Annotated in this window: 23 protein-coding genes; 10 read left to right on the top strand and 13 right to left on the bottom strand. The window is 73.9% G+C overall.

All coding sequences use genetic code 11. The features are described from left to right. Positions 1 to 215: 215 nt before the first annotated feature. Both ACIBCA_RS10580 and ACIBCA_RS10575 read right to left on the bottom strand, forming a co-directional pair. A complete protein-coding gene (locus ACIBCA_RS10580) occupies positions 216 to 812 on the bottom strand; it encodes a lytic polysaccharide monooxygenase (protein WP_396282504.1) in 597 nt (198 codons plus the stop codon). A gap of 277 nt (positions 813 to 1,089) precedes the next feature. Then, positions 1,090 to 1,848: a phosphoglyceromutase gene (locus tag ACIBCA_RS10575; RefSeq protein WP_396282503.1), complete on the bottom strand. Its 759-nt coding sequence runs from the start codon at positions 1,846 to 1,848 to the stop codon at positions 1,090 to 1,092. Between the two features lie 102 nt (positions 1,849 to 1,950). Here ACIBCA_RS10575 and ACIBCA_RS10570 point away from each other — a divergent pair, with 102 nt between their 5' ends. Continuing rightward, positions 1,951 to 3,267 carry an MDR family MFS transporter gene (locus tag ACIBCA_RS10570; protein WP_396282502.1) on the top strand — a complete coding sequence of 439 codons (1,317 nt, stop codon included), beginning with the start codon at positions 1,951 to 1,953 and terminating at the stop codon, positions 3,265 to 3,267. A gap of 29 nt (positions 3,268 to 3,296) precedes the next feature. On the opposite strand, the gene ACIBCA_RS10565 is transcribed toward ACIBCA_RS10570, so the two are convergent. Together ACIBCA_RS10565 and mshA are read right to left on the bottom strand one after the other, a co-directional pair. Continuing rightward, on the bottom strand, positions 3,297 to 3,827 hold the full coding sequence (locus ACIBCA_RS10565) for a YbjN domain-containing protein (RefSeq protein WP_396282501.1): 531 nt from the start codon (positions 3,825 to 3,827) through the stop codon (positions 3,297 to 3,299). A 74-nt stretch (positions 3,828 to 3,901) separates the two neighbouring features. Further along, entirely contained in the window at positions 3,902 to 5,278 is a 1,377-nt protein-coding gene (mshA, locus tag ACIBCA_RS10560) for a D-inositol-3-phosphate glycosyltransferase (RefSeq protein WP_396282500.1), read from the bottom strand. Positions 5,279 to 5,456: 178 nt separating this feature from the next. Between mshA and ACIBCA_RS10555 the strand changes: the two genes are divergently transcribed. Together ACIBCA_RS10555 and ACIBCA_RS10550 are read left to right on the top strand one after the other, a co-directional pair. After that, complete coding sequence (locus ACIBCA_RS10555; RefSeq protein WP_396282499.1) at positions 5,457 to 6,290, top strand: class I SAM-dependent methyltransferase; 834 nt, start codon at positions 5,457 to 5,459, stop codon at positions 6,288 to 6,290. A 238-nt stretch (positions 6,291 to 6,528) separates the two neighbouring features. Further along, positions 6,529 to 8,034: a PP2C family protein-serine/threonine phosphatase gene (locus ACIBCA_RS10550; protein ID WP_396282498.1), complete on the top strand. Its 1,506-nt coding sequence runs from the start codon at positions 6,529 to 6,531 to the stop codon at positions 8,032 to 8,034. A 124-nt stretch (positions 8,035 to 8,158) separates the two neighbouring features. Here the strand turns inward: ACIBCA_RS10550 and ACIBCA_RS10545 are convergent, their stop codons facing one another. Genes ACIBCA_RS10545 through ACIBCA_RS10535 form a run of 3 tightly spaced genes read right to left on the bottom strand, consistent with a single transcriptional unit; the run spans position 8,159 to position 9,487 of the window. Further along, positions 8,159 to 8,503: a DUF2516 family protein gene (locus ACIBCA_RS10545; RefSeq protein WP_396282497.1), complete on the bottom strand. Its 345-nt coding sequence runs from the start codon at positions 8,501 to 8,503 to the stop codon at positions 8,159 to 8,161. 22 nt (positions 8,504 to 8,525) lie between these two features. After that, the gene (locus ACIBCA_RS10540; protein WP_396282496.1) at positions 8,526 to 9,053 is read right to left on the bottom strand and encodes a hypothetical protein; all 528 of its coding nucleotides are present in this window, start codon (positions 9,051 to 9,053) and stop codon (positions 8,526 to 8,528) included. A 2-nt stretch (positions 9,054 to 9,055) separates the two neighbouring features. Further along, positions 9,056 to 9,487, bottom strand: a complete 432-nt coding sequence (locus ACIBCA_RS10535) for a helix-turn-helix domain-containing protein (protein WP_396282495.1) — start codon at positions 9,485 to 9,487, stop codon at positions 9,056 to 9,058. 262 nt (positions 9,488 to 9,749) lie between these two features. Here ACIBCA_RS10535 and ACIBCA_RS10530 point away from each other — a divergent pair, with 262 nt between their 5' ends. Genes ACIBCA_RS10530 through ACIBCA_RS10515 form a run of 4 tightly spaced genes read left to right on the top strand, consistent with a single transcriptional unit; the run spans position 9,750 to position 13,938 of the window. Next, positions 9,750 to 11,180 carry an efflux RND transporter periplasmic adaptor subunit gene (locus ACIBCA_RS10530; RefSeq protein ID WP_396282494.1) on the top strand — a complete coding sequence of 477 codons (1,431 nt, stop codon included), beginning with the start codon at positions 9,750 to 9,752 and terminating at the stop codon, positions 11,178 to 11,180. Positions 11,181 to 11,184: 4 nt separating this feature from the next. Beyond that, complete coding sequence (locus ACIBCA_RS10525) at positions 11,185 to 11,982, top strand: ABC transporter ATP-binding protein (protein ID WP_396282493.1); 798 nt, start codon at positions 11,185 to 11,187, stop codon at positions 11,980 to 11,982. Then, entirely contained in the window at positions 11,979 to 13,199 is a 1,221-nt protein-coding gene (locus ACIBCA_RS10520) for an ABC transporter permease (protein WP_396282492.1), read from the top strand. The genes ACIBCA_RS10525 and ACIBCA_RS10520 overlap by 4 nt, the downstream gene beginning before the upstream one ends. A gap of 13 nt (positions 13,200 to 13,212) precedes the next feature. Further along, entirely contained in the window at positions 13,213 to 13,938 is a 726-nt protein-coding gene (locus ACIBCA_RS10515) for a hypothetical protein (RefSeq protein WP_396282491.1), read from the top strand. A 63-nt stretch (positions 13,939 to 14,001) separates the two neighbouring features. Here ACIBCA_RS10515 and ACIBCA_RS10510 read toward each other — a convergent pair whose 3' ends face one another. The 4 genes from ACIBCA_RS10510 to ACIBCA_RS10495 are packed head-to-tail and all read right to left on the bottom strand — an operon-like array spanning position 14,002 to position 19,466. Then, entirely contained in the window at positions 14,002 to 15,114 is a 1,113-nt protein-coding gene (locus ACIBCA_RS10510; protein WP_396282490.1) for a MerR family transcriptional regulator, read from the bottom strand. A gap of 34 nt (positions 15,115 to 15,148) precedes the next feature. After that, positions 15,149 to 16,132 carry an RNA polymerase sigma factor SigJ gene (gene sigJ, locus ACIBCA_RS10505; RefSeq protein WP_396282489.1) on the bottom strand — a complete coding sequence of 328 codons (984 nt, stop codon included), beginning with the start codon at positions 16,130 to 16,132 and terminating at the stop codon, positions 15,149 to 15,151. A 14-nt stretch (positions 16,133 to 16,146) separates the two neighbouring features. Next, positions 16,147 to 16,344, bottom strand: coding sequence for a hypothetical protein (locus ACIBCA_RS10500; protein WP_396282488.1), 198 nt, complete (start codon positions 16,342 to 16,344; stop codon positions 16,147 to 16,149). Next, positions 16,341 to 19,466, bottom strand: a complete 3,126-nt coding sequence (locus ACIBCA_RS10495; protein ID WP_396282487.1) for a DEAD/DEAH box helicase — start codon at positions 19,464 to 19,466, stop codon at positions 16,341 to 16,343. The genes ACIBCA_RS10500 and ACIBCA_RS10495 overlap by 4 nt, the downstream gene beginning before the upstream one ends. Positions 19,467 to 19,637: 171 nt before the next feature. Between ACIBCA_RS10495 and ACIBCA_RS10490 the strand changes: the two genes are divergently transcribed. Next, entirely contained in the window at positions 19,638 to 20,246 is a 609-nt protein-coding gene (locus ACIBCA_RS10490) for a YceI family protein (protein ID WP_396282486.1), read from the top strand. Between the two features lie 74 nt (positions 20,247 to 20,320). Here the strand turns inward: ACIBCA_RS10490 and ACIBCA_RS10485 are convergent, their stop codons facing one another. Continuing rightward, positions 20,321 to 21,283, bottom strand: a complete 963-nt coding sequence (locus tag ACIBCA_RS10485; protein WP_396282485.1) for a LysR family transcriptional regulator — start codon at positions 21,281 to 21,283, stop codon at positions 20,321 to 20,323. A gap of 117 nt (positions 21,284 to 21,400) precedes the next feature. On the opposite strand from ACIBCA_RS10485, the gene ACIBCA_RS10480 reads away from it, so the two are divergent. After that, on the top strand, positions 21,401 to 22,660 hold the full coding sequence (locus ACIBCA_RS10480; RefSeq protein WP_396282484.1) for an MFS transporter: 1,260 nt from the start codon (positions 21,401 to 21,403) through the stop codon (positions 22,658 to 22,660). 69 nt (positions 22,661 to 22,729) lie between these two features. Here the strand turns inward: ACIBCA_RS10480 and ACIBCA_RS10475 are convergent, their stop codons facing one another. Next, positions 22,730 to 23,269: a GNAT family N-acetyltransferase gene (locus ACIBCA_RS10475; protein WP_396282483.1), complete on the bottom strand. Its 540-nt coding sequence runs from the start codon at positions 23,267 to 23,269 to the stop codon at positions 22,730 to 22,732. 206 nt (positions 23,270 to 23,475) lie between these two features. On the opposite strand from ACIBCA_RS10475, the gene ACIBCA_RS10470 reads away from it, so the two are divergent. Next, the gene (locus ACIBCA_RS10470; RefSeq protein WP_396282482.1) at positions 23,476 to 24,264 is read left to right on the top strand and encodes a TetR family transcriptional regulator; all 789 of its coding nucleotides are present in this window, start codon (positions 23,476 to 23,478) and stop codon (positions 24,262 to 24,264) included. The last annotated feature ends 9 nt before the right edge of the window (positions 24,265 to 24,273 follow it).

Below are 24,273 nucleotides of genomic sequence, written 5' to 3'. Positions count from 1 at the left end.
GCCGAATCTCCTCCCCGTCCTCGCCGCCGGTTGCGGCTGCGGTCCCGGCTGCGGCTGCGGCTGCCAGTCCGGCGCGCCCTGCCAGTGCGGCGGCGCCGACGGAGGCTGCTGCGGCGGCCACTGAGGAGTCACGGAGTCCTGTGCCGGATGCCCGGCCGTCCTGAGGACGGCCGGGCACCGGTGCGTGCGGCGGGAGACCTGGGCCGTCCGACCTGTCAGAACTGGACGTCGGAGCAGGAGTAGAAGGCGTTGCCGGTGTCGGAGATCGTCCAGACCGCGACGATCACCTGGTGGCCGGTCCGCCCGCTCGGGAGAGTCGCGGTGTGGCTGAGCGTGGTGGGCACCTGGACGCCGCCGTACGGGGCGATCAGGAACGGCGTCAGGTCCAGGTTGGCCCGGGTGATCGGCTGGCTCGCGTCGTAGCCGGGCTTCGTCATGTAGTAGCGGAAGTCCGTGGTGGCGTGCCGGGCGGTGAAGCGCCAGGTGAAGGTGAGCTGCTGGCCCGCCGTCACCCGGGTGGTCGGCCAGGCGCCGTTGTGCGGGTCGTCCAGCTCGGCGAAGCGGGCGTTGCCGCCGGCGCAGATGGTGCCGTCCGAGGGGCCGAGGCTCGGGAAGCCCTTGGGGCCCTCGACGCTCTGCGGCTCCCACTGGATGTCACCGCAGTCCCAGGGGACGCCCTGGACGTGCTCGTCGCAGAGCGCGGCGCGGCTCGGCGGCGTGGTGATGTACCCGTGGGCCTGCGCCGGGAAGGCGAGGGCCAACGGGACCGCCAGGGCGGCGACGACCGCCCCGACGACATGACGCTTGCGCATGGTGCTCCTCCGTGGGGGTGGATGGAGTGTGCGCCGGGCGGCGGTCGCGCGTGGGGGTGCGCGACGGAAGGCGGCCCCGATCATTGGCATGCCTGTGCCAGCCCGGTGCTCCCACGGTAGGAGCCGACCCTTTCGCCGTCAATGGTCTGAACCATTTTGCGGGCACCAACTCGCCTCCCCACCAGGCAAGTTGACGGCCCACGAACGGCCCGACAACGAACGACGGCCCCCGATCCGCGCACCGGGCGCGGGTCGGGGGCCGTCGTCGGCGGGCGCGTTACTTCTTGCCCTGGTTCTTGACCGCCTCGATGGCGGAGGCGGCGGCCTCCGGGTCGAGGTAGCGGCCGCCCGGGGTGAGGGGCTTGAAGTCGGCGTCCAGCTCGTAGACGAGGGGGATGCCGGTGGGGATGTTCAGGCCGGCGATGGCCTCGTCGGAGATGCCGTCGAGGTGCTTGACCAGGGCGCGCAGGCTGTTGCCGTGGGCGGTGACCAGGACGGTCTTGCCGGCGGCGAGGTCGGGGACGATGGCGTCGTACCAGTACGGGAGCATCCGCTCGACGACGTCCTTGAGGCACTCGGTGGCCGGGCGCAGCTCGCTGGGGATCTCGGCGTAGCGCGCGTCGTGGGCCTGGGAGTACTCGGAGTCGTCGGCCAGGACCGGCGGCGGGGTGTCGTAGGAGCGGCGCCACAGCTGGAACTGCTCCTCGCCGAACTCGGCCAGGGTCTGGGCCTTGTCCTTGCCCTGGAGGGCGCCGTAGTGGCGCTCGTTCAGGCGCCAGCTGCGGGAGACCGGGATCCAGTGGCGGTCGGCCTTGTCCAGGGCGATCTGCGAGGTACGGATGGCGCGGCGCAGCAGGGAGGTGTGCAGGACGTCGGGGAGCAGGTTCTCGGCGGCGAGCAGCTCACCGCCGCGGGCCGCCTCCTTCTCGCCCTTCTCGTTGAGGTCGACGTCGACCCAACCGGTGAACAGGTTCTTCTGGTTCCACTGGCTCTCGCCGTGACGGAGCAGGATGAGTCGGTACGTCGTGTCAGCCATGGCGCCCAGCTTAGTGGAGGGCGAAAAAGCACTGGTGGGCGTCTCACCTCGGCGAGTAATGTGCGCACTGCTTGTCTGCCACTTACATTCGGGAGCCCCCACATGCTCGTCGCCCTCGTCGCCAATCCCCGCGTCCGAAGACTGGTCCGGGAGACGGTGGGCGGGCTGCCGCGCGCGTTCTGGTGGCTCTGGGTGAGCACCCTGGTGAACAAGCTCGGCGCCTTCGTGGTGACGTTCCTGGCGCTGTACCTGACCGCGGAGCGAGGATACTCGGCCTCGTACGCGGGCCTGGTGGCGGCACTGTTCGGGCTCGGCTCGGCGATCGCGGCGCTCGGCGCCGGCGTGCTGGCCGACCGGATCGGGCGCCGGCCGACGCTGGTCGCCGCCCAGCTCGGCACCGCGCTGTTCACGGTCGTGCTGGGCTTCACCGACGGTCAGGTGGCCATCGCCGTGGTGGCCTTCCTGGTGGGCCTGTGCAACAACGCGACCAGGCCGCCCACCTCGGCGATCATCGCCGACCTCGTCCCGGCCGAGGACCGCGTGCGGGCGTACTCGCTGAACTACTGGGCGATCAACATCGGCTTCGGCCTCTCCGCCGCCGTCGCCGGGCTGATCGCCACCCACGGCTACCTCACGCTCTTCGTGCTGGACGCGCTGACCACGCTGATCTGCGCCGTGGTGATCTTCATCCGCATCCCGGAGACCAGGCCGGAACCCGTGGCCGTGGCCGTGCCCGTGACCGGGGCGGAGCCGGACGGCCCGGCCGAGCCGAAGGTCAGCCTGCTCACCGTGTTCCGGGACGCGCCGTTCATGGCGGTCGTCGGGCTCAACCTGCTGCTCGCCCTGATCTACCAGCAGGGGAGCACCACCCTGGCCGTCGACATGGGCGCCTCGGGCATCACCACGACCGAGTACGGGCTGGTCATCGGCCTGAACGGGCTGCTGATCGTGGTGCTGCAGATCCCGCTCACGCGCTGGATGGAGGGCCGCTCGCGCACCGCGCTCCTGATCGCCAGCTGCCTGGTCACCGGATGGGGCTTCGGGCTGGCGGCGCTGGCCGGCTCCTCGGCCTGGCTGTTCGCGCTCTCGGTGGCGGTCTGGACGGTCGGCGAGGTGCTGAACGCCCCGACCATGATGGGCCTGGTCGCCGAGCTGGCGCCGACCCAGGCGCGCGGCCGCTACCAGGGCGTCTACTCGCTCTCCTGGTCGCTCGCCGCGTTCATCGGCCCGGCGGCCGGCGGGCTGGTGCTGGACCACGCCGGGCCGGGGACGCTGTGGCTGGTGTGCGGGGTCTGCGGCACGGTCGCGGCGCTCGGGCACGTGGTGCTGGGCCGCCGTACCAAGGCCGCGGCGGCAGCAGCGGCGGCGGTGCGGTCCGGGTCGGTGACCGAGGTGGAGCCCGCGAAGGCTCCCGCCTGAGTCACTGCGGCTGGGTCACCGCACCCGAGTCACTCCGCGGCAGGGGTGACCGGAGCGGTGGGAGCGGCGAGGTGGGCGAAGGCGGCCAGGTTGCGGGTGGACTCCCCGCGCTTGGTGCGCCACTCCCACTCGCGGCGGATCGCGGTGGCGAAGCCCAGCTCCAGCAGGGTGTTGAACGGCTCGTCGGCGTTCTCCAGCACCGCCCCGAGCAGCCGGTCCACGGTGTCCGGGGTGAGCGCCTCCAGCGGCAGGCGGCCCGCCAGGTAGACGTCGCCGAGCGGGTCGATCGCGTACGCGACGCCGTACAGCCGGGTGTTGCGCTCCAGCAGCCAGCGGTAGACGCCCTCGTGGTTCTCGTCCGGGCGGCGGATCACGAAGGCGTTCACCGAGAGGCTGTGGTCGCCGACCCGCAGGGCGCAGGCGGTGTTCAGCTTGCGGGTGCCCGGGAGGGTCGCCACCAGGGTGTACGGATCGGCGGCGGCCGGCTCCCAGGCCACCCCGGCCTCGTCCAGAGCGGTGCGCAGGAGGGTCAGGGCCTCGTCCTTGGTGCGGATTGCCATGAGGGTGACGCTACTCGCCGGTACCGGCCCCGCGCACGGTGGCTCGGACGGGACGGGCTCGGACGAGTCCGGTCTCAGACCAGCCTGCGGCGGGCGACGGCCAGGCGGCCCGCCGGGCGGGCCAGGCTGCCGGCGTACACCTCGGCGGTGGTCGCCGCGGCCGCCCCCCAGCCGAAGCCCGCCGCGTGCCGGGCCGCCGCCTCGCCGCGCCGGGCCACCAGCTCGGGGTCGGTGACGTACGGCTCCAGCGCGTACGACCAGGCGAGCGGATCGTGGCCACTCACCAGCGTGCCGGACTCGCCGTCGCGCACCGCGACCGGCAGGCCCCCGACCGCCGCCGCGACCACCGGGGTGCCGCACGCCTGCGCCTCCAGTGCCACCAGCCCGAAGGACTCGCTGTACGAGGGCATCACCAGGGCCGTCGCCGCGCGGTACCAGTCCGCGAGCCGGGTCTGGCCGACCGGCGGGTGGAAGCGCACCACGTCCCCGATGCCCAGCTGGGCGGCGAGCTTGTGCAGGCTCTCCGGCCGGGCCAGCCCCGTACCGGACGGGCCGCCCACCACCGGCACCACCAGGCGCTCGCGCAGCTCCGGGCGGCGTTCCAGCAGCGCCGCCACCGCGCGCAGCAGCACGTCCGGCGCCTTCAGCGGCTGGATGCGGCCGGCGAACAGCAGTACCGCGGCGTGCTGCGGCAGGCCCAGCCGGTCGCGGGCGGCGGCCCGGGCCTCCGGGCCACCGGGCCGGAAGACGTCCAGGTTGACGCCCGGGTGCACGACGGCCAGCTGATCCGGGCGGGCGGAGTAGTGCAGGGCCAGCTCGGCGGCCTCCTCGGTGGTGTTGGCGATCAGCCGGTCGGCCGCCTCCACCACCTGGGTCTCGCCGATCACCCGGGCCGCGGGCTCGGGCGTGTCGCCCTCGGCGAGGGCGGCGTTCTTGACCTTCGCCATGGTGTGCATGGTGTGCACGAGCGGCACGCCCCAGCGCTGGGCGGCCAGCCAGCCGACCTGCCCGGAGAGCCAGTAGTGGGAGTGCACCAGGTCGTAGTGGCCGGGGCGGTGGCCGGCCTCGGTGCGCAGCACCCCGTGGGTGAAGGCGCAGAGCTGGGCGGGCAGGTCCTCCTTGAGGAGGCCCTCGTACGGCCCGGCGGTGACGTGCCGCACCAGGACGCCGGGGGCCAGCTCGACGGTGGGGGCGTCGTCGGAGCAGATCGAGCGGGTGAAGACCTCGACCTCGATGTTCAGCTCGGCGAGACGCTTGGCCAGCTCGACGATGTAGACGTTCATCCCGCCCGCGTCCCCGGTGCCGGGCTGGTGCAGCGGCGAGGTGTGGACGCTCAGCATGGCTATGCGGCGCGGGCGGCGGCGGCCCGGGACGAGCGACTGCAGCCGGGCACGGGCGGGCGTGCCGGGCGGCTGCGCGCGGCGTGCCGAACGGACGGGGTGCTGGATCACCTGGCTGAATCCTCCTCGGGTGCGGCCCGTCTCGGCGCCCCGCGGACGGGGCCGGTGTGCGCTGCCCGTCCGGGCACACATCACCACCAGTGTGCCAACCACGTCCACGGCGTCCGGAATTCCCGGGGCGGGGGAGGAACTGCCGGAGGGTGCGTCGGGCCGCACTAGGCTGCTGGTCATGGCCTCCACCTTCGATCCCGCTTCCGCCGTGCCCGCCCGGGGCCGGAGCGGGCGTCCGGTGGGGACGGTCACCAGGGGGACCACCAACACCAACCGGCTGCGGCGGATGGACCGCTGGATCGCGCACACCCTGGGCCGTACGCTGCGCGCCGCCGGGCGGCCGCCGGTGGCGGTGGACCTCGGGTACGGGGCCGCGCCCTGGACGGCCGTGGAGCTGGCCGCGCGGCTGCGGGCGGTGCGGGCGGACGTGCGGGTGGTCGGGATCGAGATCGAGCCGGAGCGGGTCGCGGCGGCGCTGCCGTACGCCGATCCGCCGCTGCTGACCTTCCGGCGCGGCGGGTTCGAGGTGCCGCTGGACGGCGGGGCGCCGGCGCAGCTGATCCGGGCGGCCAACGTGCTGCGGCAGTACGAGGAGTCGACGGTGGCCGGGGTGTGGGAGCGGCTCTGCTCCCGGCTCGCGCCCGACGGGCTGCTGGTGGAGGGCACCTGCGACGAGATCGGGCGGCGGCACGTCTGGGTCGCGCTCGGGCCGGAGGGCCCCCGGACGGTGACCTTCGCGGCGCGGCTCGGCGGCCTGGTCCAGCCCTCCGACCTGGCCGAACGGCTGCCGAAGGCGCTGATCCACCACAACGTGCCGGGCCGCCCGGTGCACGCCTTCCTGGCGGACTTCGACCGGGCCTGGGCGGCGGCCGCGCCGTACGGGGCCTTCGGCGCCCGCCAGCGCTGGGTGGCGGCCTGCACGGCGCTGGCGGGCAGCTGGCCGCTGGTGGACGCGCGGGGCCGGTGGCGCCAGGGCGAGGTCACCCTCCCCTGGTCGGCGCTGGCGCCGTAGCGGGGCACCGCGTTTCACTCGAACGAGTTATCGAATATCTCTGGCGCGTTGACGCCCCCGCGCGCCACCATGGACGCCACCGGGCACCGGCGTGGCGATGACCACAACGGCGCGGTCGGCCAGAAGAATCCCCGGAGATCACGTTATGGTCGCGAGAAGTTCCCCGCCGCAGGGTGCCAGCCGGGCACTGCGGACGGACGCCGACCGTTACGCAGGCGGGGAAAGGGAGGAACCACCGATGCCCGCAACGGGAGACGGGCGGGCACCTGGTGCCACGGGCCTGCCGGGCGCCCACGACGGCGCCCGCACCGGCCGCGCCCGCAACCACCCGGCCGCGACGACCGGCCCGACGACGGCCTCCCCGATACCTCACCCCCGCTCCCGGGCCTCCCGTCTCGGAGACACCCCGGCGGCCCCGGCAGCCCCGGCCGAGGCCCCGGTCGAGGCCCCGGTCGAGGGCGGCACCCCTCCCCTGCGACTGCTGGTCATCGAGGACGACCTCTCCGACGCCCAGCTGATCAAGGCGGCCGCCGCCGACAGCGGCACCTCCATCGAGCTCCACTGGGCCCGGGGCCTCGACCAGGCCGCCGCCCTGCTCACCGCGCCCGCCTCCCCCGCCAGGCGCGGACGCGGCCGCGGCGCCGAGTTCGACTGCGTGCTGCTCGACCTCGCCTCCCCCGCCGACCTTCCGCACCCCTCCGACGCCTCGGACGGCCTCGAAGGCCTGCACGAGCTGCTCCGCCGGGCCCCGCACACCCCCGTCGTGGTGCTCACCGACGCCGCCGGGGCCGAACTCGGCGCCGCCGCCGTCGCCGCCGGCGCCCAGGACTTCCTCATCAAGCACGAGACGGACGGCCCGCTGCTGGCCCGCGCCCTGCGCTACGCCGTCGAGCGCAAGCGCGCCGACGAGTCGCAGCGCCGCCTCGTCGAGGCCGAGTTGCGCGGCCAGGAGAACGCCCGCCTCCAGCGCCACCTGCTGCCCACCCCGCTGCTCGACGGCGCCGGGCTCTCCTTCACCCGCCGCTACCGCCCCGGCCGCCGCCGCGCCCTGCTCGGCGGCGACTTCTACGACGCCGTGCGCACCGACGACGGCACCGTCCACGTGGTGATCGGCGACGTCTGCGGCCACGGCCCGGACGAGGCGGCCCTCGGCGTCGCGCTCCGGATAGCGTGGCGCACCCTCGTCTTCGCGGGCCTCACCGGCGAGACCCTGCTCACCACCCTCCAGCACGTGCTCGAGCACGAGCGGCGCAGCGACGAGATCTTCGCGACGCTCTGCATGCTGGTGATCGAACCCGGCGGCTCCGACGCCGACCTCGACTCGCTCGGCGCCCGCGAACGCGCCCGGCTCTACCTCGCCGGGCACCCGGCGCCGCTGCTGCTCGGCCGCGACCACCGCCCGTTCACCCTGCCCGCCGACCTCGCCGGGCCCGCGCTCGGGCTGCTGCCCTGCCATGACGGAGGGGCCGCCTGGCCCGCCCACGAGGTCGAACTCCAGCCCGGCTGGCGGCTGTTGCTCTACACCGACGGACTGATCGAGGGCCGCGTCGGGGCCGGATCCCGGCGCCTGGGGCAGGACGGCCTGGCGGACCTGGTCGCCGACCACCAGACGGCGGGGCTGACCAGGGGCCGGCTCGTCGACAGCGCCATCGCCGAGGTCGAGGAGCTCAACGGGGGCGCGCTGACGGACGATGTGGCGGTGCTGCTGCTGGAGCGCAACCCGGTGCAGCTGATCCTGGGCTGACGGTTTTCGGCGCGGCGTTTCGGGCGCGGCGTTTCCGGCACAGCACTGCGGCCCGGCCGGGGAGGGTTCCCCGGCCGGGCCGCAGTGCTGTGTGCGTGTGTGCGTGGTCCCGTGGTCCCCCGGTCTACCAGGGGCCGTACGGGCCGGAGTTGCTCCGGCCGTCGCCCCGGCCCGTCAGCTGCCGGATCGCCGGGCGGACGTCCACCCAGTAGACGATCGTCGCGGCCAGCCCGGCCAGCGTCAGGATGCTGTAGAGCGGGTTCACCCCGAACAGCAGGTCGAGGCCGAAGGCGAGGCCGAGGATGACCAGCCAGAACGTCTTGGTCTTCTTGTCCGCGGCGCGGTAGGCGTCCTCCCGACGGCTCCCCGCGTCGACCAGCGCGACCAGCTTGAACCCCAGGATGGCCACGGCCACCCACCAGAAGGGGTTCAGGTAGTCCAGCGCGAGGACCTGGAACACTCCGCCCATCGTGGCCTCCTCGTCGTCTCGCCTAGCGGTCCGCGTTCTTCTTCGTGGCCCGGGCCGCCGGCTTCCTGGGCGCCGGCTCGTCCTCGACCAGTTCGGCCTCGACGAGCTCGGGCTCCCCCACGGACTCGGCGGGCTCGGACTCCACGGTGACCACCGTAACCGCCGGGGCGGCCGGACGGGCCTTCTCCACGGCGACCTTGCCGCGTTCGGCCAGCTCGTCGTACGTCTCCTTGGCCTTCACGGCCAGCTCGACCGCGCGGCCCACCTGCTGGAGGGCGAAGCCCTGGGCCCGCTCCTGCAGCGCCTTGAGGTCGGTGGGCAGGGCGCTGACGGCCCCGGTGACCTTGGCGGGCGCCCCGGTCAGCAGCTCCTGCGCCTCGTGCAGCCGGGCCGTGGCCTTCTCCTGCGCGCCCTTGCGGTCCGCCGCCAGCGCCTCGACCCGGCCCGGCACCTCGCGCAGCTTCTCGTAGGCGAGGTCCCCGGCGCCGGCGAGGGCGTAGAGGGGGGTGGGGTCGGTGAGGGTCTTCTTGATGTCGTCGGTGATGGGCATGGTTACCGGTCCTCCCGGTGGGTGTGCTGGGTGACTGGGCCGTCGGTCGTCGAACCTGGCTCCGAGCTGGGGTCCGAAGCGGACGCCGAGGCGGCGTTCTCCTTGAGGAAGGCGTCGTAGACCGCGAGCAGCGCCTGCTTCTGCCGCTCGGTGATCAGCGGATCGGCCAGGATCGAGGCCCGCAGCTCGTGGCCCTCGCTCCGCCGCTCCTCCAGGATCCCGGCCTGGACGTACAGCGTCTCCGCCGAGATCCGCAGCGCCTTCGCGATCTGCTGCAGGATCTCCGCGCTCGGCTTGCGCAACCCTCGCTCGATCTGGCTGAGGTAGGGGTTGGACACGCCGGCGGCCTCCGCCAGTTGCCGCAACGAGTACTGCGCGTTGCGGCGCTGCTCGCGGATGTACTCGCCCAGCGAGGCGACGTTCAGTGAGGCCATGGGAACAGCCTGCATCACTCTGCTTGCAATTGCAAGCAGAGTGCTAGCCCGAGCAAACGGCCCCGGATCCGGCCCGCCGCGGCTTTCGGGGCGACCGGAGTTCGCTGGAAGCTTGCTGGGAGTTCGGCCAACGGCGGGCCGGGTGGGGGGCAAGGGGCGTGTACGGTGCGGGCGGAGCGCCCGGATTGCCCGGATTCCGCCGGTCAGGCAACTCCCAGCCGCCGCTCAGGACTCCGAAAGAGCCCCCCGGGAAGCTGTCGCCATGAAGGTGCTACCACGGCGGCGAGGCGCCGTCCTCGTCAACTCCGCGCTCGGCGTGGCCCTGTTGGGCGGCGCCGCCCTGGCGTTCACGACGGTGAACGGAAGCGGCGGCAAGGCCGAGGCGCGGCCCACCGCCCGTACCGCGACGGTGGCCAAGGGCACGGTCCTGGCCACCGTGTCCGGAACGGGCTCGCTGGTCTCGCCGACCGACGCGGCCCAGGACTTCACCACCGGCGGGCGGCTCACCTCGGTGAAGGTCGCGGTGGGGGACGCGGTGAAAAAGGGTCAGGTGCTCGCCACCGTCGACACCACGGCGGCCCAGCAGCAGGTCGACTCCGCGCAGTCCGCGCTCACCACCGCGAACGCCAACCTGACCAAGGCGCAGGCCGGGGTCACCACGACGACAGTCATACCGGGGTCGGGGTCGGGGTCGGGCTCCGGGTCAGCCTCGGGCTCGGGCTCGAACAACTCGGGTGGCACCGGTGGCACCGGTGGCGGCAAGGGGGCGGGAGCGAGCAGTGCTCCCGCACCGCAGCCCACCACGGTCACCACCACCAAGGTCGACGACGCGGCCGTGGCCCAGGCCCAGCAGCAGGTGGCCACCGCGCAGACCAACCTCACCAACGCCCAGGCGGCGCTGTCCGGGACGACGCTCACCGCCTCGGTGGACGGGACGGTGGCCTCGGTGGCCGGAAAGGTCGGCGACACGGTCGGCTCCACCTCGGGCGCCTCCGGCGGATCGTCCTCGGGGGCCTCCGGGTCCTCGGCCAAGAGCGGTTCGTCGAGCGGGAGTTCGGCCGGCCTGAGCGGCTTCGTCGTACTGACCAACCCGACCGGGATGCAGGTCACCGCGAACTTCTCCGAGCTGGACTCGCTCAAGCTGAAGAAGGGCGAGGCGGCCACCGTCACCCTGAACGCGCAGTCCGACACCAAGCTCAACGCGACCGTCCTGTCCGTCAGTTCGCTGCCGAGCTCGGGCGGATCGGGCGGCTCGGCCGGCTCCTCCGCCGTGCAGTACGCGGCGACGCTACAGCTCTCCGGCGACACCAGCACCCTGCGGACCGGCCTGAGCGCCACCGTCCAGGTCGTCACCGGCGAGGCGGACGGCGCGCTGTCGCTGCCCACCTCGGCGCTCTCCGGCACCGGCGCCAGCCGCACCGCCACGCTGGTCCACCCGGACGGCAGCACCGAGCGGGTGGACGTCGGCGTCGGCGTGGAGGGCGACAGCACCGTGCAGGTGGTGTCCGGGCTCAAGGAGGGCGACAAGGTCGCGCTCCCCACCACCAGCGGCGGGAACGGCTTCCCGAACGCCTCCTTCCCCGGCCTGAACGGCGGCAACGGCGGCGGTCGCGGCGGCAACGGTGGCGGCAACGCCGGCACGGCGGGCATCCCCGGCGCCGGCGCCGGTGCCGGTCGTGGCAGCAAGGGCTGAGTGGATGCGTCACGTCATCGACCAGCGAACCCCGGCGGCGCCCGTCCCGGTGATCCGGATCAGCCGGCTCACCAAGGCGTACGGGCACGGCGACGCGACCGTGCACGCGCTGCGCGGCCCCTCCGACCCGGTCACCGGCGCCCCGATGGGCGTCAGCCTGGACATCGCCGAGGGCGACTACGTCGCCGTGATGGGCAGTTCGGGCTCCGGCAAGTCCACCCTGATGAACATCCTCGGCTGCCTCGACGTGCCGACCGCCGGCCGCTACCTGCTGGACGGCATCGACGTCGGCCACCTGGACGAACGGCAGCTCTCGCTGGTGCGCAACCGCAAGATCGGCTTCGTCTTCCAGTCCTTCAACCTGGTGCCGCGCACCACCGCGCTCGCCCAGGTGGAGCTGCCGCTCGCCTACGCGGGCGTGCGGACCGCCGAACGCCGTCGGCGGGCGCTGGCCGCGCTGGCGCTGGTCGGCCTCGCCGAGCGGGCCGGGCACAAGCCCAACGAGCTGTCCGGCGGGCAGCAGCAGCGCGTCGCGGTCGCCCGGGCGCTGGTCACCGCGCCGGCCATGCTGCTCGCGGACGAGCCCACCGGCAACCTCGACAGCCGTTCCACCGAGGAGGTGCTGGCCCTGATCGACGGCCTCAACGCCACCGGCCGCACCGTCGTACTGATCACCCACGAGGACGAGGTGGCCCGGCACGCCAAGCGCGTGCTGCGGCTGGTCGACGGCGCGATCGTCGACGACGTCCGGCAGGCGCCCGTGGACGGGCCTCCGCCCGCGCTGGTGGGGGTGTCCGCGTGATCCTCTGGCAGACGCTGCGGTTCGCGGTCGGCGGGCTGATGGCCAACAAGGTGCGCTCGGCGCTGACCATGCTCGGGGTGATGATCGGCGTCGCCTCCGTCATCCTGCTGCTGGCGGTCGGCAACGGCTCCTCGGTGGCGGTGAAGGAGTCGATCACCTCGCTCGGCACCAACTCGCTGACGGTCAGCGCCGGTTCGGCGTACGGCGGGGCGCGGGGCGGAGGAGCGGCGTCCTCGGGGAAGCGGCTGACCGTCGCGGACGCCAAGGCGCTGGCCGGCGACGCGGACTCGTCGGCGATCCGGTCCGTCGCGCCCGTGGTCACCACCACCGGGACGGCGCTGTACGGCAACATCTCGTACAGCCCCGGGTCGATCGTCGGGACGTACCCCTCGTACTTCGAGACCGCCAACCAGAAGGTGGCGCGCGGCGACTACTTCACGGACGACGACGTGCTCGGCTCGCGCAAGGTCGCGGTGCTCGGGGCGACGACGGCCAAGCAGCTGTTCGACACCGAGGACGCCGTCGGCAAGCGGATCGTGCTCGGCGGAACGCCGTTCACCGTGGTCGGGGTGCTCCAGGCCAAGGGCGGGACGGGCTTCACCGACCCGGACGACGTGGTGATCGCGCCGCTGCCGACCGTGCAGAACGCGTTCACCGGGTTCGGGCCCGTCAGCCAGATCCTGGTGCAGGCGTCCTCGGCGGACACCACGACGGCCGCGCAGTCCGAGATCACCCGGGTGCTGCTCGGCACGCACGCGATCGCCGATCCGAGCAAGGCGGATTTCCGGATCACCAACCAGGCGTCGCTGCTCACCGCGCGGGAGAGCACCACCAAGACGTTCACCGTGCTGCTGGGGGCGGTGGCCGCGATCTCCCTGCTGGTCGGCGGGATCGGGATCACCAACATCATGCTGGTCACGGTGACCGAGCGGACCAGGGAGATCGGCATCCGCAAGGCGCTCGGCGCGCCGCGCATCGTGATCCTGGGGCAGTTCCTCACCGAGTCGACGCTGCTGTCCGTGATCGGGGCGGGGCTGGGGGTGCTGGCCGGGATGGCCGGGTCGCACTTCAGCATCGTCGGGATCGAACCGGTGGTGATCCCGGAGTCGGTGCTCGGCGCGTTCGGGATCGCCGTCGCGATCGGACTGTTCTTCGGCAGCTACCCCGCCAACCGGGCCGCCTCGCTGCGGCCGATCGACGCCCTTCGGCACGAGTAGGAGCGATGGTTCGATGAGTCAGGCCGACGAGCGGCGGACGGAACAGGCTGGACAGGCCGAGCAGGCTGGACAGGCTGGACAGGCTGGACAGGCCGAACGGACGGAGCACGCCGAGCGGCTGGAGCTGCTGGCGACGCCGCCGGACACCCGGGACGTGAGCGGGGAGCTGGCGGCCCCGCCGCGGCGGAAGCTGCCCTGGCTGAGCCTCGCGCTGGCCGGCGGCGTGATCGCGACCTGCGCGTTCGCGGGCGGGGTCTGGTACCAGAAGGACCAGGCGCCCTCCGCCTCCTCGACACCCCGTGCGGTCGCCGGTGGCGGCCAGACGGGCGGCGGCGGGTACGGCGGGTACGGCGGGCAGGGCGGCACCGGGCGCCGGAACGGGCAGGGTCAGGGACAGGGACAGAACCAGGGCCAAGGTCAGGGCCAGGGCCAGGGCCAGCGGCCGGGTGGCGGGCAGGCGGGGTTCACCCGGGGGACGGTGAAGGCCGTCGACGGGAACACCGTCTACCTGACGGACGCCAACGGGAACACCGTGAAGGTGACCACGGGCGACGCGACGAAGGTCCAGCTCAACAAGGAGGGCAAGGTCACCGACCTCCTGCCCGGACAGAGCGTGACGGTGGTCGGCACCCCCGACGCCAACGGCGGCTACACGGCCTCGCAACTGGTCGAGGGCGCCGGCGGGTTCGCCGGCGGTGCGGGTGGCGCCGGCCGGGGCGGCGGCGCGACCGGCGGCTGATCATGCGTGGACCGCAGGCCTCCTCCCGGATTCCCCGGGAGGAGGCCTGCGGCGTGCGGGCGGTCAGCCGGTACGGCCCGGGGCGGGGAGGTGGACGGGCATGAGCAGGGAGAACGGGTCCGCGGGGTCGGCCGAGCGGATGGCGAGGGGGGAGATGGGGGTGTCGAGTTCCAGGAGGAGCTGACCGGGGCGGGCGGCGGCCAGGGCGTCCACGGCGTCGAGGAGGAAGCCGCGGTTGACGGCCACCGTGAGGCCCTCCGGGGCAGGGTCGGCGGTGACGCTGAGGCGTCCGTCCGGGGTGAGGGCGAGCAGGGTGACCTCACAGTCGGCGCCGTCTGGGCCGGAGGGGACGGTACGGGTGGCGCCGGTCTCGACGGCGCTGCGCAGGTCGGCGGCGGGCAGGGCGATCCGGTGGCGCGGTTCCAGCCGGGTGAGGGTGCGGTGGTCCGGGTAGTCGAGGGCCGGGGCCGTGCCCTCGATCCGGTGGCCGCCGACCTCGGCGCGGACGGTCTCCCCCGCCAGGGTCAGCACGGCCTCGCCGTCGGACGGGCCCAGCAGGGCGCGCAGCGCGTCCACCAGCGGAGTGGGGACGACAGTGCCGGGCACCGGTTCCTCCGGCCCGCCGATGACGGGCACCTCGGCGAGCGCCATCCGGTAGCGGTCGGTGGCGACCAGGCGCAGCAGCGGGCCGTCCGGCTCGAACAGCACCCCGGCGAGGGAGGGGAGTTCTGGGTCACTGCCGACCGCGAAGCGGACCGCGTCGAGGGCGGCGGCCAGCTCGGCGGCGGGGAGGACGAGGCGGAGTTCGGCGGGGGTGGTGGTCATCGGCTGCTCCCTCTGGTCGATCATCGCGCGGATCAGGGAGAGCTCGCGGCGGGCGTCGGCGAGGCCGTCCTCCAGGCGGCGCAGGTGGGCGTCGAGCACCCGCTGGGCGTCGCCGCCGCCGGGGGCGGCGACGAGCACGGCGCGGACGGCCGCCAGCGGCAGGCCCACCCGGCGCAGCCGGGCCAGCAGCCGGGCGTCGGCGAGCTGGTCGGGGCGGTACCAGCGGTAGCCGGTCTGCGGGTCGACCCAGGCGGGGGTGAGCACCTCGGCGCCGTCGTAGTAGCGCAGGGTGCCGACGCCCAGGCCGCTGGCGCGGGCCAGCTCGCCGATGCTGTGCAGCTCGCTCTCCATGCGGGGGACTCTGGGGGCTCGACCTGGTCGAGGGTCAAGCCCGGGTGGCGGGGACGGCCAGGTGGGCGAGCTTCTCGGGGTTGCGGACGACGCGGATGGCGGAGATCCGGGCGAGGCACCGCTCCGAGCCTTCCGGCCGCTCCGGCGTTTCCGGCCCTTCCAGCCCTTCCGGCCGCTCCGGCTCTTCCGGCCCCTGGGCCTCGTCGAGGTCGAGGTCGAGGTCGAGGACGACCACGGAGTCGAGCGCGCCGTCGAGGGTGAACAGCAGGCCCGGCTGGCCGTTGACCAGGACCGGGCGGGCTCCGGCGTTCGCCGCGTAGCGGCTCATCAGGCCGAGGAGGAAGCGGGCGGTCTTCTCGGCGCCGACGACCGGGCGCAGCGCGGCCCGGACGACCCCGCCGCCGTCGCTCCAGGTGGTGACCTCGGGGGCGAGCAGTTCCAGCACCCGGTTGAGGTCGCCGCCGACGCAGGCCGCGAGGAACTCGTCGGTGGCGCGGCGGCGCAGCTCCGACGGGGCGTCGTAGCGGGGGCGGCGGGCGCTCACGTGCGCCTTGGCGCGGCTGCCGATCCGGCGGCAGGCGGTCTCCGTGCGGTCCAGGGCTTCGGCGATCTCCTGGTAGCTGTAGCCGAACGCCTCCTTGAGCACGAACACCGCCCGCTCCAGCGGGGAGAGGCTCTCCATGACGACGAGCATGGCCATGGAGACGGACTCGGCCCGTTCGACGCCCTCGGCGGCGTCGGGCTCGTCGACCAGCGGTTCGGGCAGCCAGGGGCCGACGTAGGACTCGCGGCGGGCGGTGGCCGAGGTCAGCTTGTTGAGGGCGAGGTTGGTGACCGTACGGGTGAGGTAGGCGCCGGGGCTGGCGACCGCCTCGGTGACGCCGTTCCAGCGCAGCCAGGTGTCCTGGACGAGGTCCTCGGCGTCGGCGACGCTGCCGAGCATGCGGTAGGCGATGCCGAAGACCGTCCGCCGGTTCTGCTCGAAGTCGGCGAGGTGGGGGTCGAGGATCTCGGTCACGGCGCGACGCTACCTCAGGACTTCAGGGCTTCGTAGGCCGGGAGGAGGAGAGTGGCGAGGTCGCGGCCGTGGGCGGTGATGCCGGAGCGGCCCAAGCGGCGGGGGGCGGGGGTGTCGTCCTCCTTCTCCGACGGGGCTTCGGGCGTCAGGGTGAAGTCGCCGCGCCAGTAGGCGGCGACGTTGACCGTCTCCGACCTGGGTTCGGTGCTCACGCGTCCTCCTCGGCGACGGCGTCCTCGCGGGTGAGGGCGACGAGTTCGCGCAGGTCGTCCAGCGGCAGGTCGGTGAGCCAGCGCTCGCCCTCCCCCACCACGGTCTCGGCCAACGAGCGCTTGGCGGCGAGGAGTTCGTCGATCCGCTCCTCGACGGTGCCGACGCAGACCAGGCGGCGGACCTGGACGTCCCGGCGCTGGCCGATCCTGAACGCCCGGTCGGTGGCCTGCTGTTCGACGGCGGGGTTCCACCAGCGGTCCAGGTGGATGACCTGGTTGGCGGCGGTCAGATTCAGGCCCGTACCGCCGGCCCGCAGCGAGAGCAGGAACACCCTTGGCCCGTCCGGCGATTGGAAGCGCTCGACCAGCTCCTCGCGCCGGGCGCGGGAGACGCCGCCGTGCAGGTACAGCACCTCCTCGCCGAGCCGGCGCTCCAGGTAGGGGCGCAGCATGGTGCCGAACTCGGCGTACTGGGTGAACACCAGGGTGCGGTCGCCCTCGGCCAGCGCCTCCTCCAGCAGCTCGGCCAGCCGGGCGACCTTTCCCGAGCGCTCCCCCAACACGGAGCCGTCGTGCAGGAGTTGGGCCGGGTGGTTGCAGACCTGCTTGAGCTTGCCGATGGCGGCCAGCACCGTGCCGCGCCGCTCCACGCCCTTGACGCCCTCGACCCGGCGCAGCAGGTCGGCCACCACCGCCTGATAGAGGCCCGCCTGTTCGGCGGTGAGGTTGCACAGGACGGTGATCTCCTGCTTGGCGGGCAGCTCGGCGGCCACCGCCGGGTCGGTCTTGAGCCTGCGGAGGACGAACGGGGCGGTGCGGCGCCGTAGTTCGGCGGTGCGGTCGGGGCTGCGGTGCAGTTCGACCGGGATCGCGTAGCGCTCCTTGAAGCGTTCGGCCGGGCCGAGCAGGCCGGGGTTGGCGAAGTCCAGGACGGCGTGGAGTTCGGAGAGCCGGTTCTCCACCGGGGTGCCGGTCAGCGCGATGCGGTGCCGGGTGACGGGCAGGGCGCGGATCGCCCGGGCCTGCGCGGTGCCGGAGTTCTTGATGTGCTGGGCCTCGTCGGCGACCACCCGGCGCCAGCGGATCGCGCGCAGGGCGGCGAGGTCGCGCTGCACCAGGCCGTAGGTGGTGATGACCAGATCCGACTCCCCTACGGCTTCGGCGAGTCGATCGGCGTCGAGGCGGCCTGCGCCGTGGTGGACGTGGCGGCGCAGCGCGGGGGCGAAGCGCTCGGCCTCGCGCTGCCAGTTGCCGACCAGGGACATGGGGCAGACCAGCAGGGTGGGCCCGGTGGCGCCGTCCGCCTTCTCGGCGGCGAGCAGGGCGAGGGTCTGGACGGTCTTGCCGAGGCCCATGTCGTCGGCCAGCACGGCGCCGAGGCCGAGGCCGGACATCGCCCGCAGCCAGGCCAACCCCCGTTCCTGGTAGGGGCGCAGGACGGCCCGGAAGTCCGCCGGGAGCGCGGCGGGAGCGGGCGGGGCGGCGCTGCGGCCGTCGAGGAGGTCGCCGAGCGGGCCGTCCGCCCGGACGGAGGTGACGGGCAGGCCCGCGACTCTGGCCTGTGGGTCGAGGGCGAGGCGCAGCAGGTCGGCGGTGGCGAGCACGCCCTCGCGGCGGTCGGCGAGGAAGGCGAGGGCGGCGGCGATCTGCGCCGGGTCGGCTTCCAGCCAGGTGCCGCGCACCCGGACCAACTCCTGTTTGGCGGACGCCAGTTCGGCCAACTCCTGATCGGTGAGCGGCGGGGCGTCGGGGCCGAGGGAAGCCTGCCAGCGGAAGGCGACCACGGCGTCCCGGTCGACCTGGCTGCTCACCGCGAGCGTGCCGGGCGCGGGCGGGGTGGTGGCCCGCAGGGCGAGGCCCAGCCGGGGGCGGCGGCGCCACCAGGCGGGCAGCAGCACGCCGAAGCCGGCCTCGGCCAGGGCGGGGCCGGCGGTGCGCAGGAAGTCCAGGGCGCCGGCCCGGTCGAGCGGCAGGGCGGACGGGCGGGAGCGGTGGCGCAGCACGTCCAGGGCGGGCCAGCGGTGGGCGGCGCGGGCGAGTTCGGCGACCAGGACCCCGTCAGGGTCGGGGCTCTTGCGGGCGAGGGTGGCGTGGGCGGCGCCGCCGTCGTGCAGGTCGGCGGCGCGAACCAGCAGGGAGGGCTCGTCGGCGGCCTGGAGCAGGAACTCCAGCCGCCAGGCGTCCTCGGACGGCCTGCCCTCGGGGTCGTCGGCGGCGGGGCCGAGCGGTTCGACGAGGCGGAAGCAGAGGCGCAGGGCCGGGTCGGCGGGGGTGGCGGTGGCGTACCAGGCGTCGAGGCTGCGGCGGAGGTCCGTGAGGTCGGTGAGGTCGGTGAGGCCCTCCGTGGCCGCGTCGACGGCGCCCGAGGGGGTGGTGAGGGCGTGCAGCCAGCGTTCGGCGGGGCTCTCCCCCGGAGGGAAAGGGGTGTCGGCGAGAGCGCTGCGGACCTCGGCGTCGACGAGGGCGCCGAGCGAGGCGTCGAGCAGTTCGCGGCCGGTGGCGAAGCCGGTGGGCCGCTCCCCCAGCAGGACGGGCGGGCAGCCGGCGGCGAGGGCGGCCGCCTCGCGGAGCCCGTCCGGGCCGAGGTCGGGGCGCCAGCGGGCCTGGGCGGGGGCGCCCGGCAGGACGTGCGGAAGCACCCGGCCCCGGCCGACCGCGCGCCAGGCGAGGTCATGGACGCCGGTGAGCCAGCGCAGGGAGGAGCCGTGGACGACCTCGGTGCGGCCCGCGTCGGGCAGCTCCGCGACGGCGACGGACCAGTGGGGGTCGAAGACCTCGCCGAGCAGCTGGGCGGCCGCCGCCGCGTCGAAGAGGAGGGCGGGCACCCGCCAGGGGCTGAGGACGGCGCCGCCGCGCGGCGGGGACACCGGCAGGTCGGGCGAGGGCGCGGGCAGGGCGCCGACCGTGGGCAGCAGCAGGCCGGCCCAGCGTTCGGGGGCCTGGCCCGCGAGCCAGCCGAGGCCAGGGCCGATGCCCGCGAGCACGGTGGCCAGGGCTTCGGCGGTGCAGGCGTAGGGGTGGGCGGCGCCCGTGGCCCCGGGGGCGCCGGGGTAGGCGCGGGCGTCTTCGGCCCAGAGCGCGAGGTGCCCGTCCGGCCGCCAGAGTGCGTGCAGGACGAACATCGGGGCCTCTCGGGGGGTGCGCGGAACCGGTTTCCTCGCAGCGTAGCCGGGCGGTCCGACAGGCTCGCGTCATCCGTTCGACGGCATTGGTTGAAACTTGAACCAGATGGGGTTATGGTGGAGCCAACAAGTTGAAGCCTAAACAAATGGCTTCGGACCCGAGGAGGAGCCATGGGCCTGTTCAACCGCAGCAAGACCACCACCGCCGTCACCACCGCGCAGGCCCCGGCAGGCCCCGACCTCGGGCACCTGACCGGCGACTGGGCCGTCGACACCACCCACAGCGAGGTCGGCTTCTCGGTGCGGCACGCGATGGTCACCAACGTGAAGGGCCGCTTCACCGAGTACGACGGCAAGCTGCACCTGGACGGCACCACGCCGGGCAACTCCTCGGCGGAACTGGTGATCAAGGTCGCCAGCATCGACACCAACCAGGCCCAGCGCGACGAGCACCTGCGCACCGGCGACTTCTTCGCCGCCGACACCTACCCGGAGATCCGCTTCCGCAGCACCTCCACCGAGCGGCTGAACGACGACACGTACCGGATACACGGCGACCTCACCATCAAGGACGCCACCCGCCCCGTCGTCCTCGACCTCGAGTACACCGGCAGCGCCACCGACGCGTACGGCGCCGAGCGGGTCGGCTTCGAGGGCAAGGCCGTCGTCGACCGCACCGAGTTCGGGCTGACGTACAACGCCGCGCTGGAGACGGGCGGTGTGCTGATCGGCGAGAAGGTCAAGCTCAGCTTCGACATCTCCGCCGTGAAGGCCGCCTGACGCCTGGCACCCCCATGAACCGCACCGCCCCTGCCGCTCCCCCTCGGCAGGGGCGGTGCCGCGTTTCCGTGCCCTCAGGCCAGCAGCGCCGCGTCGGCCGCCGGGAGCCAGCTGCCCGGCGGGCGGTGCAGCCAGTGTCCGGCCGTGCCGAGGGCGGCGGCCGCCGAGGTCAGGGCGCGCAGGCCCGGGTGGCGGTCGCCGGGGCGGTGGACGAGGCTGACCAGGCTGAGCGGGACGGGCTCGACCAGCGGCAGGTTGACCGCGCCCGGGATGTCCGGGCCGCCGACCGTGGTGAGCACCGGCTCGCCGTGGCGGAGGAGGTAGTGGGCCATCTCGTCCTCGCCCACCGGAGGGACGTGCGGCTCCGCCGCCGTCAGCCCGTGCTCGCGCAGCAGGCGCAGGCCCAGGTCCGTCCACTCCGTGGTGGCCGGGTTTCCCGCGCAGACGTCCACCGGGTGGCCGGTGAGGTCGGCCGGGCGCAGGACCGTACGGTCGGCCAGCGGGTGGGCGGCGGCCACCATCACCGCCATCGGCTCCAACCGCACCGGCACCTGGGCGAGTTGACCGCGCGCCTGGACGGGGAGACCGGCGAACCGGCCGAAGGCGGCGTCCAGCCGGTGGGCGAGCAGTTCGGCGGCGGCCGCCGCGAGGCCCCCGTGGAAGCGGGCGAGCAGCTCGCCCTCCGGCCAGTCGGCGCGGGCCCGTTCGAGGATCCGGCCGGGGGTGAGGTCCGGCCCGGTGACATCGCTGTTGAGGTCCAGCAGCAGCGGCCGGCCCGCCGCCCCGGCGAGGATCTCGTCGTGCAGGGCGAGGAGCCGGCGGGCCTGGGGCAGCAACCGCCGCCCGGCGGGGGTGAGTTCGACGCTTCGGGTGGTGCGGCTGAACAGCGCGTCGCCGAGCAGCGCCTCCAGCGCCCGGACGTCCCGGCTGAGCGCCTGCTGCGCGACGTGCAGCAGGCCCGCCGCCCGGCCGAAGTGCAGGGTCTCGGCGGTCGCGACGAAGCCGCGCAGCAGGCGGGGGTGCAGGTCACGGGGCATGAGCGGCAGACTAACAACGCGCTGTTGTGAATGCGGCGGATTAAGTGTTGGACCACGGAGCACCCCCGCCGCCAGGCTGTCGGGCATCCCCGTCTCCGTCTCCGGCCCAGGAGCCCCATGCCCCCGCGCGCCCTGATCCCCTCCTACCGCCGCCTCTTCTCCGTACCCGGCGCCACCGCCTTCACCCTGGCCGGGCTGCTCGGCCGGCTCGCCCTGTCGATGAGCGGCGTCTCGCTGGTCGTGCTGCTCACCGAGCGGCGCGGCTCGTACGCGCTCGCGGGGACGGTCGCGGCCGCCGGGCTGGTCACCGCCTCGATCGGCATCCCGCTGGTCGGACGGCTGGTGGACCGCTTCGGGCAGGCGCGGGTGACCGTACCGACGACGCTCTTCCTGCTCGTGCCGCTCACCGCGCTGCTGCTGTGCGTACGGCTGGGCGCGCCCGACTGGACGCTGTACCTCTGCTGGGCCTCCGGCGCCGCCGGGCCCAACCTCGGCGGCATGGCCCGGGCCCGCTGGGCGCACCTGTACCGGGACGACCCGGCCGCCCGGCACCTCGCCAACTCGCTGGAACAGTCGCTGGACGAGCTCTGCTTCATGAGCGGCCCCGTGCTCGGGATGCTGCTGTGCACCACCTTCGCCCCGGAGGCCGGACTGGTCACCGCCTCCGGGCTCGGCACCGTCGGCGGCCTGCTGTTCGCCGCCCAGCGGCGCACCGAACCACCGCTGCCCGAGGCCCCCTCTCGGGAGGAGCGCCACGCGGGCTCACCGCTGCGGGTGCCGGGGCTGCGGGTGCTGGTGCTGACCTTCCTGGCCACGGGGATGATCTTCGGCGCGACCGACATCACCACCGTCGCCTACGCCGAGGCGCTCGGGAACAAGCCCGCCGCGGGCCTGCTGCTGGGCCTGATCGCGGGCGGATCCTGCGTGGCGGGCCTGGTGTTCGGCCTGCTGACGCCGCGTCGGCCGCCCGCCGTACGGTTCCTGACCGGGGCCGCCTCGATGGCGGCGGTACTGCTGCTGCCGCTCGCCGCCGGACTGGGCCGGGTCGGCCTGGTGCCGCTCGGGATGGCCCTGTTCGCGGCCGGAACGGCCACCGCACCGACCATGGTGACGGGCATGTCGCTCATCCAGGAGCTGCTGCCGCAGCGACAGTTGAACGAGGCCATGGCCGTGGCGGTCTCCGGCATCGTGGTCGGCATCTCGGCCGGCGCCGCCCTCGCCGGCACCCTCACCGAACACACCGCCCCGGGCACCGGCTACACCCTCCCCGCCTGCGCCGCCGCCCTCGCCCTCCTCATCGCCCTCACCGGCCGCCGCCACCTGCGCACCCCCGCCGAACACGCGGAGCCCGAGCCGATTGTCAGTGCCCCGGTCTAGCGTTCGGAACATGGCGAACGGCCAGGGCGACGATCCGGTTGGTGGGGCGGGGGCGGTGACGGTGTACGACTACGGGTGAGCGGGCCAGGTGTAGACGTATTCGGGGAGGGTGAAGCCGCCGGGGAAGACGCCCTGTTGGTGGGCGGTGCGGTGGCCGCCCTCGCGTTCGTAGAAGGCGAGGGCGCGGGTGTTGGCGCAGAGGACTTCGAGGTAGAGGTCGGCCTTCGGGTGGTGTTCGGTGACGTGGGTGCGGGCGGCGGTCAGGAGGGTGTGGCCGATGCCGGCGCCGGTGTGGTGGGGGTGGACGTGGAGGTTGTCGAGCAGGACGCGGCCGTCCGGCTCGGGGACGAGGTAGGCGAATCCGACGGTCTCGCCGTCGTGTTCGGCGATCAGCAGGGCAGGGGTGGCGGCCGGGTCTCCGTAGTCGGCGGTCAGCCGCAGCTCCCAGATCGCGCCGCGTTCCTCGGCCAGTCCGTCGCCCAGGGCCTCCGCCGGGACGAAGTCCCGGTAGGCGGTGCGCCAGCTGAGCGCGTGCAGCTCGGCGACGCGGCGGGCGTCCGCCGTGTCGCCGTGGCGGACGGTGATCCGGGCGGGGTCGGAAGCGTTCATGTGACGATCCTCCTACGGATTGAAGTTGAACACGTTCAGCTGTTCGCCCTAGAGTGCTCTCAGTGATCTTTTGAACGCGTTCGAAAGAACGGGGGACGCGTTCTCCACCCCGGGGGGAGGTGGTCGCGGCACCGGATGCGGAGGGGGCTTCCGGTGCCGCGACCACCGACAACGGCCGAGGCCCGGCTCCGGTTAGGCTCGTCCCCGTGGACGACCTCGCAGCGACGAACAGTACCGGCGACGACGGCGCCGACGAGCAGCGCGGCGCGGACGGCGGCCCGATGGCCGGCGGCCGGGCACGGCCGAAGACCGACAAGAGCGAGGCGACCCGGGCGCTGATCCTGGAGACGGCCATGCGGCTGTTCCAGGAGCGGGGCTACGAGAAGACCACCATGCGCGCCATCGCCTCCGAGGCGGGCGTCTCCGTGGGCAACGCCTACTACTACTTCTCGGCCAAGGAATTCCTGATCCAGGGGTTCTACGACCGGATGACCCATGACCACGCGGCCGACGCCCGCCGCCGCATGGCGCACACCCGGGACTTCGCCGAGCGGCTGGAGATCGCGCTGAGCTCCTGGCTCGACACCGCCGCGCCGTACCACGAGTTCTCCGCGCAGTTCTTCCGCACCGCCGCCGACCCGACCAGCTCGCTGAGTCCGTTCTCGAACGAGTCGCACCCGGCGCGCGCCACCGCCGTCGAGCTGTTCCGGGACGTGCTGGTCGGCTCCGACCTGGCGCCGAAGCTGGACGCCGAACTGGTCGAGCTGCTGCCCGACGTGCTCTGGCTCTACCTGATGGTCGTGGTGCTGTACTGGGTCTTCGACCGCACCCCGGACACCGAGCGCACCAGGGAGTTCGTCCGCCGCTCGACGCCGATGACCTCCCGGGTGATCAACCTGTCGCGCTACCGGGTCTTCCGCCCGATCGTGCGCGACGCCAAGGGCCTCATCCAGGACTTCATCCTGCCGACCATCGGCAAGACGGTCGTCAAGTAAAGGGATTCC

The organism is Kitasatospora sp. NPDC051170, from assembly GCF_044455705.1.
In the GTDB taxonomy this organism is placed as follows: Bacteria; Actinomycetota; Actinomycetes; order Streptomycetales; family Streptomycetaceae; genus Kitasatospora.
This window is presented reverse-complemented; position numbering and strand designations above follow the sequence as displayed.

What these genes read in the sequence shown, in the direction of transcription:
- ACIBCA_RS10580 (WP_396282504.1), bottom strand. Translation starts at nt 812, where the DNA reads ATGCGCAAGCGTCATGTCGTCGGGGCGGTCGTCGCCGCCCTGGCGGTC.
- ACIBCA_RS10575 (WP_396282503.1), bottom strand. Translation starts at nt 1,848, where the DNA reads ATGGCTGACACGACGTACCGACTCATCCTGCTCCGTCACGGCGAGAGC.
- ACIBCA_RS10570 (WP_396282502.1), top strand. Translation starts at nt 1,951, where the DNA reads ATGCTCGTCGCCCTCGTCGCCAATCCCCGCGTCCGAAGACTGGTCCGG.
- ACIBCA_RS10565 (WP_396282501.1), bottom strand. Translation starts at nt 3,827, where the DNA reads ATGGCAATCCGCACCAAGGACGAGGCCCTGACCCTCCTGCGCACCGCT.
- ACIBCA_RS10555 (WP_396282499.1), top strand. Translation starts at nt 5,457, where the DNA reads ATGGCCTCCACCTTCGATCCCGCTTCCGCCGTGCCCGCCCGGGGCCGG.
- ACIBCA_RS10550 (WP_396282498.1), top strand. Translation starts at nt 6,529, where the DNA reads ATGCCCGCAACGGGAGACGGGCGGGCACCTGGTGCCACGGGCCTGCCG.
- ACIBCA_RS10545 (WP_396282497.1), bottom strand. Translation starts at nt 8,503, where the DNA reads ATGGGCGGAGTGTTCCAGGTCCTCGCGCTGGACTACCTGAACCCCTTC.
- ACIBCA_RS10540 (WP_396282496.1), bottom strand. Translation starts at nt 9,053, where the DNA reads ATGCCCATCACCGACGACATCAAGAAGACCCTCACCGACCCCACCCCC.
- ACIBCA_RS10535 (WP_396282495.1), bottom strand. Translation starts at nt 9,487, where the DNA reads ATGGCCTCACTGAACGTCGCCTCGCTGGGCGAGTACATCCGCGAGCAG.
- ACIBCA_RS10530 (WP_396282494.1), top strand. Translation starts at nt 9,750, where the DNA reads ATGAAGGTGCTACCACGGCGGCGAGGCGCCGTCCTCGTCAACTCCGCG.
- ACIBCA_RS10525 (WP_396282493.1), top strand. Translation starts at nt 11,185, where the DNA reads ATGCGTCACGTCATCGACCAGCGAACCCCGGCGGCGCCCGTCCCGGTG.
- ACIBCA_RS10515 (WP_396282491.1), top strand. Translation starts at nt 13,213, where the DNA reads ATGAGTCAGGCCGACGAGCGGCGGACGGAACAGGCTGGACAGGCCGAG.
- ACIBCA_RS10510 (WP_396282490.1), bottom strand. Translation starts at nt 15,114, where the DNA reads ATGGAGAGCGAGCTGCACAGCATCGGCGAGCTGGCCCGCGCCAGCGGC.
- ACIBCA_RS10495 (WP_396282487.1), bottom strand. Translation starts at nt 19,466, where the DNA reads ATGTTCGTCCTGCACGCACTCTGGCGGCCGGACGGGCACCTCGCGCTC.
- ACIBCA_RS10490 (WP_396282486.1), top strand. Translation starts at nt 19,638, where the DNA reads ATGGGCCTGTTCAACCGCAGCAAGACCACCACCGCCGTCACCACCGCG.
- ACIBCA_RS10485 (WP_396282485.1), bottom strand. Translation starts at nt 21,283, where the DNA reads ATGCCCCGTGACCTGCACCCCCGCCTGCTGCGCGGCTTCGTCGCGACC.
- ACIBCA_RS10480 (WP_396282484.1), top strand. Translation starts at nt 21,401, where the DNA reads ATGCCCCCGCGCGCCCTGATCCCCTCCTACCGCCGCCTCTTCTCCGTA.
- ACIBCA_RS10475 (WP_396282483.1), bottom strand. Translation starts at nt 23,269, where the DNA reads ATGAACGCTTCCGACCCCGCCCGGATCACCGTCCGCCACGGCGACACG.